This is a genomic window from Actinocorallia lasiicapitis (assembly GCF_054778695.1).
Genome location: NZ_BAAGZI010000006.1, coordinates 39,746 through 46,718 on the forward strand (window position 1 = coordinate 39,746; position 6,973 = coordinate 46,718).

Genomic DNA, 6,973 nt, shown 5'->3' on the forward strand with positions numbered 1-6,973 from the left:
CCAGTGTTGGCTGGTTCGCCGGCCGGACGTCCATAGGGGACGTCAGTGTGTCGACCGGTCGATTGCGGGCTACTCCCCCTCGACGGGATCCAGTGTAAGGCCGATGAAGACGGGCTCGTTGACGAGGGTGACGCCGAACGCGGCGCGTACCCCGTCGCGAACCTCGCGGGCCAGGGCCAGCAGGTCTTCGGCGGTGGCCTCGCCGGTGGGGTTGGTGAGGGCGAGAGTGTGCTTGGTGGAGATCCGGACGGGCCCCCTGGCGTGGCCTTTGGGGAAGCCAGCGTGGTCGATGAGCCAGGCGGCGGAGGTCTTGGTGCGGCCGTCTGCCTCGGGGAAGGCGGGGAAGCCTTCGCCTCGGGTGGCGAGCTCTTTGAGCTGCTGCTCGTCGAGGAGGGGGTTGGTGAAGAAGCTGCCGGCGCTGCGGGTGTCGGGGTCGGCGGGGTCGAGCACCATGCCCTTGCCGCGGCGCAGCTCCAGGACGGTCTCGCGGGCCTGGGCGAGCGGGACGGTCTCGCCGACGGCGACGCCGAGGCGGCGGGCCAGCTCCGCGTATTTGATCGGCGCGGAGTCGGGGGACAGTTCGAGCTGGAAGGTGACGGCGAGCACCACGTACCGGTCGTTGTTCTTGAAGACGCTGTGCCGGTAGGTGAAGCGGCAGTCGGCGGCGGGCATCGTCAGGATCTCGCCGGTGGCGCGGTCGTAGACGCGGACCTCGGTGATGGTCTCGCTGACGTCCTGCCCGTAGGCGCCGACGTTCTGGATGGGGGTGGAGCCGACCCGGCCGGGGATGCCGGACAGGCATTCGACGCCGGACAGCCCGCCGGCGACGCAGCGGGCCACGAACGCGTCCCAGTCCTCGCCCGCCTGGACGGTGAGGAGTTTGCGGCCGTCGCCGCCGTCCCTGGTCGCCTGCCCTCGGGTGGAGATGTGGACGACGGTCCCGGCGAACCCGGCGTCGGAGATCACGAGGTTGCTGCCGCCGCCGAGCACCAGGACGGGTTCGCCCGCGGCGTCGGCGCGGCGCAGCTCGGAGATCAGGTCGTCTTCGGTGTCGACTTCGACGAAGGTCCTGGCGGGCCCGCCCAGGCGGAGGGTGGTGTATCCGGCAAGCCGGACGTCCTGGCACCGAACAGTCATCCTGATCCCCCTCCGCTGGGCCTGTGATCCTCTAGGAGCCTAGGCCAGTTTGACGGTGGCCTTGGCCTGGGTGAGGACCTTGAGGTCGCCGGTGCGCGCGGTGAGCCCGACGGTGACCTTGTTGTCGTCCAGCTTCTCTTCGACGACGCCGCTGATCACGATTTCGGCGCCGGTGGCGTCGGGGACGACGACCATGCCGGAGAAGCGGACGCCGAAGTCGAGGACGGCGGCGGGGTCGCCCGCCCAGTCGGTGACGTAGCGGCCGGCCTGGGCCATGGTGAACATGCCGTGGGCGATGACGTCGGGCAGCCCGACGGCCTTGGCGAACGACTCGTTCCAGTGGATGGGGTTGAAGTCGCCGGACGCGCCCGCGTACATCACCAGGTTGAGCCGCTGCACCGGGTAGGTGACGGCGGGGAGTTCGGCGCCGACCTCGACGTCACTGTACTTCACTGTCGCCGTCATCTCACGCGCCCCGTTCCACGATGGTGTTGTAGGTGGTGACGACGAGTTCGCCCTGGTCGTCGCGGATCTCCGTGGTCAGTTTCAGCAGGTGGTTGCTGCCTGCTTTGCGGATGTCGGTGATCGTGGTCTGGCAGGTGAGGACGTCGCCCGCGGTGATGGGGCGTTCGAACGCGAACTTCTGCTCGCCGTGGACGACCATCGCCATGTTGATGCCGAGGTCGGGGTCGGCGAAGAAGTCGCCGCCGAGGGAGACCACGATGGGGAAGGTGGGGGGCGCGATGACGTCGTCGTGGCCGGCGGCGCGGGCCGCTTCGCCGTCGAGGTAGATCGGGTTGTGGTCGCCGATCGCCAGCGCGAACTCGCGGATCTTGATGCGGGAGACTTCGTAGGGTGGGGTGGGCGGGTAGGTGCGCCCGATGAAGTCGGTGTTCAGAGCCATGCCGATCCTTCCGAGGTGACGAATCTCGCGCCTCGGCAGAAGGTAACAGAATGGCGTTCTGGCCGCTGGCCCGGGAGCCGGGAAACGACGAACGGCCCCCCGACGCGTGGTCGGAGGGCCGTTCGGTGGATCGCCCGGGATCCAGAAGTGCTAGCGGGTCTCGCGGTGGGCCTGGTGAGTACGGCAGTTGGGGCAGTACTTCTTCAGCTCCATGCGGTCCGGGTCGTTGCGCCGGTTCTTCCGCGTGATGTAGTTGCGGTGCTTGCACTCCTGGCAGGCCAGCGTGATCTTCGGCCGAACGTCGGTGGCAGCCACGGTGGAGTGCCTTTCTGCTCAAGGGATATCTGGATAAACAGCCCGAAGGGAAGTCCGGGGGACTTCCTTCAGGTTAGTAGCGAGGGCCGGACTTGAACCGGCGACACAGCGATTATGAGCCGCTTGCTCTGCCAGACTGAGCTACCCCGCCAGGGTGAACCGTCCTCGGGCTCAGGTTGAACCTCGTTCAGCGTACCTGAGGCCGGACGGTCTCGAAACAACCAGAAGGCCCGCCTCGGTTCCGTATGTGTCACTGACCACACGGTGCGGGCCGGGCCTGGGTGTTTCTAGAGCCCCTTTACGGAATCGAACCGTAGACCTTCTCCTTACCATGGAGACGCTCTGCCGACTGAGCTAAAGGGGCTTGTCGTGCTCGCAGGGAAAACCATACACGGTCCACACCGACTACGCGAACTGGAAACGGCCCCGCTCAGCGCGGGGCCGGTACCCAGATGATCAGGCGTCGAGCTGCGGCTTCTTGTCGGAATCGATGTCGCGCTTCACGGCGTCGAGAATGGCGAGGCCCTGTCCGACGAGCCCAGCGGCGAGTTCGGACAGGCCGTCGGCGCCGTTCAGGATGTTGACGTTGGCGCCCTGCATTCCCTGCGCGGCCTTCTCCACGATCAGCGGGAGCTGCTCGATCAGCATCCGGTCGAGGGCGACGCGGTCGTGCGACGCGGCGGCGTCGGCCTGGATCCGCATCCGCTCGGCCTCCGCCTCGGCGAGGATCTTGATGCGTTCGGCGTCGGCCTGCGCGGGCCGGACGACCTCGGCGACGAGCTCCTGCTGACGCAGTTCGGCGTTCTTCTGGGCCAGCTCGGTCTGCGCGGCGACGACCTCCTGCTGGGCGTGCGCCTGGGCGAGCGGCCCTGCCTGGTTGGACTCGGCCTGCGCCCGGTCGATCTCGGCCTTGTACTGGGCCCGGACGACCGCGGTCTGCCGGGCGTACTCGGCCTGGTTGCGCTCGGACTCCTGCTCGGCCTCGGCCGACTGCTGCTTGGCCTGCGCCTGGGCGATCTGGGCCTGCCGCTGGATCGCCGCGACGTGCGGGGCGGCCATCGCGTCGATGTAGCCGGCGCCCATGTCGTCGATCGACTGGATCTGCAGCGAGTCGATCGTCAGACCGATCTTCAGCATTTCGGGGGTGGCGGTGTCGAGGACGGCCGTGGCGAGTTTCTGCCGCTCGGTGACGATCTCCTCGACGGTCATCGAGCCGACGATCGCGCGCAGGTGGCCGGAGAAGATCCGGCCGGTGAGGATGGCCATCTGGCCCTGGTCGGACTGGAACCGCTGGCCCGCGTTGACGATGCTCTCGAGGTCGTTGCCGACCTTGAACGCGATGATCGCCTTGACCTTCAGCGAGATGCCCTGCCTGGTCACGCAGATGTCGGCCACTTCGGCCTCGTGCATGGCGAGGGAGAGGAACTCGGCCTTGCGGAAGATCGGGATGACGAAGGCGCCATGACCGATGATCACGCGGAACGGGGCGTCGCCCTTCTGCCGCTTGCCGCCGGAGATCAGCATCGCTTCGTCGGGAACGGGCACACGGTAGAGGAACATGCGGGTTCTTCTCCTAAATCAAGGGGCGCGTCAAAGGGTCAGACCATTCCATGACGTCAACGGTTCTGTTTCCGCGCGAATCGAACACAAGAATTTTCGTGCCCTGGGCGAGAGGCTGCTCCGACCAGGCCAGATAGGTTTCCGACCCGCCTCTGATCTTGACGAGCACCTCGCCGGGCCCGGCGGCCCCGCGGGTCGCGACGGTCACGACCCCTTCGCATCCGATCACGGACCTGTGCGGCACCTTGTGTCTCTCCTCCTGGTCAGGCCTGGGAAGTGAAAACTATCGGTACTTCTGTCCCGATTGAAGAATCACGCCTGCTGGTTGAAGACACAGGCGGCCTCCCTGGTGGCGGCGTCGGGGTCGCCGGAGCGGATCGCGGCGACGAGCCGTGCGTGGTCGATGTGCCGGTCGGGGGTGAGGGAGGCGCCGGAGAAGTAGCCCTTGAGCTCGTCGTGGAGGACGTCGCCGAGGTCGGCGTACAGGGTGGTGAGGGCCGGATTGTGGGCGGCGGCGACCACGGCGCGGTGGAAGGCGGTGTCGGTGGCGACGAACGCTTCCAGATCGTCGGACTTCCAGGCTTCTTCGCGGCGGATCAGTGCGGCTTCGAGGTCGGCGAGGTCGGCGTCGGTGCGGCGGGTGGCGGCCAGGCCTGCGGCGGAGGTCTCGAGCATGAAGCGGAGCTCTTTGATGTCGGCGGGGGCGACGCCGGCGAAGCGGCGGCTCATCACGCCGGCCAGTTCGCTGGTGGCGACGACGTAGGTGCCGGAGCCCTGGCGGATGGCGAGCAGCCCGTTGTGGGCGAGGGCGCGGACGGCCTCGCGCAGGGTGTTGCGGGCGACGCCGAGCTGTTCGGCCAGTTCGGGTTCGGTGGGGATCCGGCTGCCGACCGGCCAGCGGCCGGTGGTGATCTGCTCGCGGAGCTGCTCGACGACCTGATCGAACAGGGGCGCGCGGCGCGCGGACGACAGGCTCATGAGAGCATTCTCTCACTGGTCGCATTCATCCAATGATTATATGATTGAAGGTATGGCGACCACGACCCCTCTCCCCCTGAGCCCCTCCACCCCCCTCACTCCCGCGCGGGCCAGGACGGCGACCGCGCTGCTGGTGCTGGTCGTGATCGCCGCCCTGAACCTCCGGCCCGCGATCACCACGCTCGGCCCGCTGCTCCCCGACGTCAGCGGGACGCTGGGGATGAACGGCGCGGTCGCCGGGCTGCTGACGTCGCTGCCGCCGCTCTGCTTCGCGCTGTTCGGCCCGCTCGCGCCCGCCCTGGCCCGCAGATTCGGGCTGCTGGGGGTGCTCGGCGGCGGGCTCGCCCTGGTCGCGGGCGGGATCGCGCTGCGCTCGGCCGCCCCCTCCGAGATCGTCTTCCTGCTGCTGACCGGGCGCGCGCTGGCCGGGATCGCGGTCGCGGACGTGCCGATGCCCGCGATCATCAGCCGCTACTTCCCCGGCAGGACCGGGCCGATGACGGGCCTGTACGCGACCGTCATGGCGGCCGGTTCCGCGATCACCGCGGCGACGGTCGTCCCGGTGACGCAGGCGCTGGGCGGTTCGTGGCGGATCGGGCTCGCGGTCTGGGCGCTGCCCGCACTGCTGGGCGCCTACCTCGCCTACCTGCGCCGCGACGGCCGTCCGGTCGCCGGGGTGAAGCGGTCGGGGCCGCCGCTGTGGCAGAGCCCGACCGCCAAGTCGATGGCGCTGTTCTTCGGCCTCTGCTCGACGGCCGCCTACTCGCTGATGGGCTGGATGCCGCAGATCTACCAGGACGCCGGGCTTTCGGCGGCCTCGTCCGGGCTGATGCTGTCGCTGACCATGCTGCTGGGCGTCCCGCTGTCGTTCGTGCTGCCGTCGCTGGCCGCCCGCCGCCGCGACCAGCGGCTGCTCGTCGCCGCGCTGCTCTCCTGCGGGGTCGTCGCCTACACCGGGCTGATCCTCGCCCCGGCGACCCTGCCGTGGCTGTGGGCGGCGCTGGCCGGGGTGTCGCTGTCGGCGTTCTCGCTGGCGCTGACCATGCTCGGGCTCCGCTCCCGCAGCCACGAGGGCGTCGCCCGGCTGTCGTCGTTCGCGCAGAGCGGCGGCTACCTGCTGTCGATCCCCGGGCCGCTGCTGGTCGGCGTGCTCCACCAGCACACCGGTTCCTGGACGGTGCCGCTGGTCCTGCTGGTGGCGCTGCTGGTTCCGCAGCTCCTGGCCGGGCTGCGCGCCGCCCGCGACGTCACCGTCGAGGACGAGCTGGCCGCACGGGCCTGCCCGTCCCCCTCCTGACCGAAGGGGCGGGCCCGTGATCGGCGGGTGACTTTCGCTTGGCAGAGATCCGGATACGTCCCCGGGTATGCGCCGTGTCCTCTCCGCTCTGCTGATCGTGGCCGGGTGCCTGTGCGCGCCGGTAGCCGTGACGGCCGCCTGGACCGCGAACCAGATCACCGACACCGACCGCTATGTGGCGACGGTCTCCCCGCTCGCCGACGACCCCGCCGTGCGGAACGCCGTCGCCGACCAGGTCACGGCCGTGATCATGACGGAGCTGAACGTGCCGCGGCTGGTCGGGAACGCCTCCGGGGCGCTGCCGCCGAAAGCGGGAAAACTGGTCTCGCTGGTGTCGGGGCCCGCCGCCTCGTTCGTCCGCGGGTTCGTCCGGGAGCAGACCGGCGAGGTCCTGGCCAGCGACGGGTTCGGGACGGTCTGGGACCAGACCAACCGGATCGCCCACGGCCGGATCAACCTGATCCTGTCGGGAGACGACGCCGCGCTCGTCCAGACGGGCGGCGAGACCGTCGATCTGGAGCTGGGGCCGCTGGTCGCGGCCGTCAAGGAACGGCTGATCGCGGACGGGATGACCGTCGCCGAGCAGATCCCCGACGTCAACCCGACCTTCGCGCTGATCCGCTCCGACCAGCTCGCGAAGGCGCAGACCTACTACGGGTGGGCCGGGGTGCTGAAGTGGCTCGCCCCGCTGCTGTCGCTGCTGCTGGTCGCGGGCGGGGTGCTGCTGGCGCGGGGGCGGCGCAGGGCGCTGGTGCGGGCGGCGCTCGGGGTGGCCGCCGGGA

General features: G+C 69.5%; 9 protein-coding genes and 2 tRNA genes. 2 read left to right on the forward strand and 9 right to left on the reverse strand.

The genetic code is table 11. The features are described from left to right. Positions 1 to 69: 69 nt before the first annotated feature. From ACYVE7_RS01765 to ACYVE7_RS01805, 9 genes are all read right to left on the reverse strand, one after another. Positions 70 to 1,137, reverse strand: a complete 1,068-nt coding sequence (locus ACYVE7_RS01765; protein ID WP_460362562.1) for a UDP-N-acetylmuramate dehydrogenase — start codon at positions 1,135 to 1,137, stop codon at positions 70 to 72. A gap of 39 nt (positions 1,138 to 1,176) precedes the next feature. Continuing rightward, positions 1,177 to 1,602, reverse strand: coding sequence for a MaoC family dehydratase (locus tag ACYVE7_RS01770; RefSeq protein WP_460362564.1), 426 nt, complete (start codon positions 1,600 to 1,602; stop codon positions 1,177 to 1,179). A gap of 1 nt (position 1,603) precedes the next feature. After that, the gene (locus tag ACYVE7_RS01775; protein WP_460362566.1) at positions 1,604 to 2,041 is read right to left on the reverse strand and encodes an FAS1-like dehydratase domain-containing protein; all 438 of its coding nucleotides are present in this window, start codon (positions 2,039 to 2,041) and stop codon (positions 1,604 to 1,606) included. Positions 2,042 to 2,191: 150 nt separating this feature from the next. Then, positions 2,192 to 2,356 carry a 50S ribosomal protein L33 gene (rpmG, locus tag ACYVE7_RS01780; RefSeq protein ID WP_460362568.1) on the reverse strand — a complete coding sequence of 55 codons (165 nt, stop codon included), beginning with the start codon at positions 2,354 to 2,356 and terminating at the stop codon, positions 2,192 to 2,194. A 77-nt stretch (positions 2,357 to 2,433) separates the two neighbouring features. Next, positions 2,434 to 2,507 (reverse strand) — tRNA-Met (locus tag ACYVE7_RS01785). Between the two features lie 140 nt (positions 2,508 to 2,647). Further along, positions 2,648 to 2,720, reverse strand: a tRNA-Thr gene (locus ACYVE7_RS01790). Between the two features lie 92 nt (positions 2,721 to 2,812). Beyond that, complete coding sequence (locus tag ACYVE7_RS01795) at positions 2,813 to 3,916, reverse strand: SPFH domain-containing protein (protein ID WP_460362570.1); 1,104 nt, start codon at positions 3,914 to 3,916, stop codon at positions 2,813 to 2,815. 13 nt (positions 3,917 to 3,929) lie between these two features. Continuing rightward, a complete protein-coding gene (locus ACYVE7_RS01800) occupies positions 3,930 to 4,124 on the reverse strand; it encodes a hypothetical protein (RefSeq protein WP_460362572.1) in 195 nt (64 codons plus the stop codon). Between the two features lie 104 nt (positions 4,125 to 4,228). Beyond that, positions 4,229 to 4,894, reverse strand: a complete 666-nt coding sequence (locus ACYVE7_RS01805) for a FadR/GntR family transcriptional regulator (RefSeq protein WP_460362573.1) — start codon at positions 4,892 to 4,894, stop codon at positions 4,229 to 4,231. Positions 4,895 to 4,946: 52 nt separating this feature from the next. Here ACYVE7_RS01805 and ACYVE7_RS01810 point away from each other — a divergent pair, with 52 nt between their 5' ends. Both ACYVE7_RS01810 and ACYVE7_RS01815 read left to right on the forward strand, forming a co-directional pair. Continuing rightward, positions 4,947 to 6,191, forward strand: coding sequence for a CynX/NimT family MFS transporter (locus ACYVE7_RS01810; protein WP_460362575.1), 1,245 nt, complete (start codon positions 4,947 to 4,949; stop codon positions 6,189 to 6,191). Between the two features lie 67 nt (positions 6,192 to 6,258). After that, a partial coding sequence (locus ACYVE7_RS01815) for a hypothetical protein (protein WP_460362576.1) occupies positions 6,259 to 6,973 on the forward strand: 715 nt, incomplete at its 3' end.

What these genes read in the sequence shown, in the direction of transcription:
- ACYVE7_RS01765 (WP_460362562.1), bottom strand. Translation starts at nt 1,137, where the DNA reads ATGACTGTTCGGTGCCAGGACGTCCGGCTTGCCGGATACACCACCCTC.
- ACYVE7_RS01770 (WP_460362564.1), bottom strand. Translation starts at nt 1,602, where the DNA reads ATGACGGCGACAGTGAAGTACAGTGACGTCGAGGTCGGCGCCGAACTC.
- ACYVE7_RS01775 (WP_460362566.1), bottom strand. Translation starts at nt 2,041, where the DNA reads ATGGCTCTGAACACCGACTTCATCGGGCGCACCTACCCGCCCACCCCA.
- ACYVE7_RS01795 (WP_460362570.1), bottom strand. Translation starts at nt 3,916, where the DNA reads ATGTTCCTCTACCGTGTGCCCGTTCCCGACGAAGCGATGCTGATCTCC.
- ACYVE7_RS01805 (WP_460362573.1), bottom strand. Translation starts at nt 4,894, where the DNA reads ATGAGCCTGTCGTCCGCGCGCCGCGCGCCCCTGTTCGATCAGGTCGTC.
- ACYVE7_RS01810 (WP_460362575.1), top strand. Translation starts at nt 4,947, where the DNA reads ATGGCGACCACGACCCCTCTCCCCCTGAGCCCCTCCACCCCCCTCACT.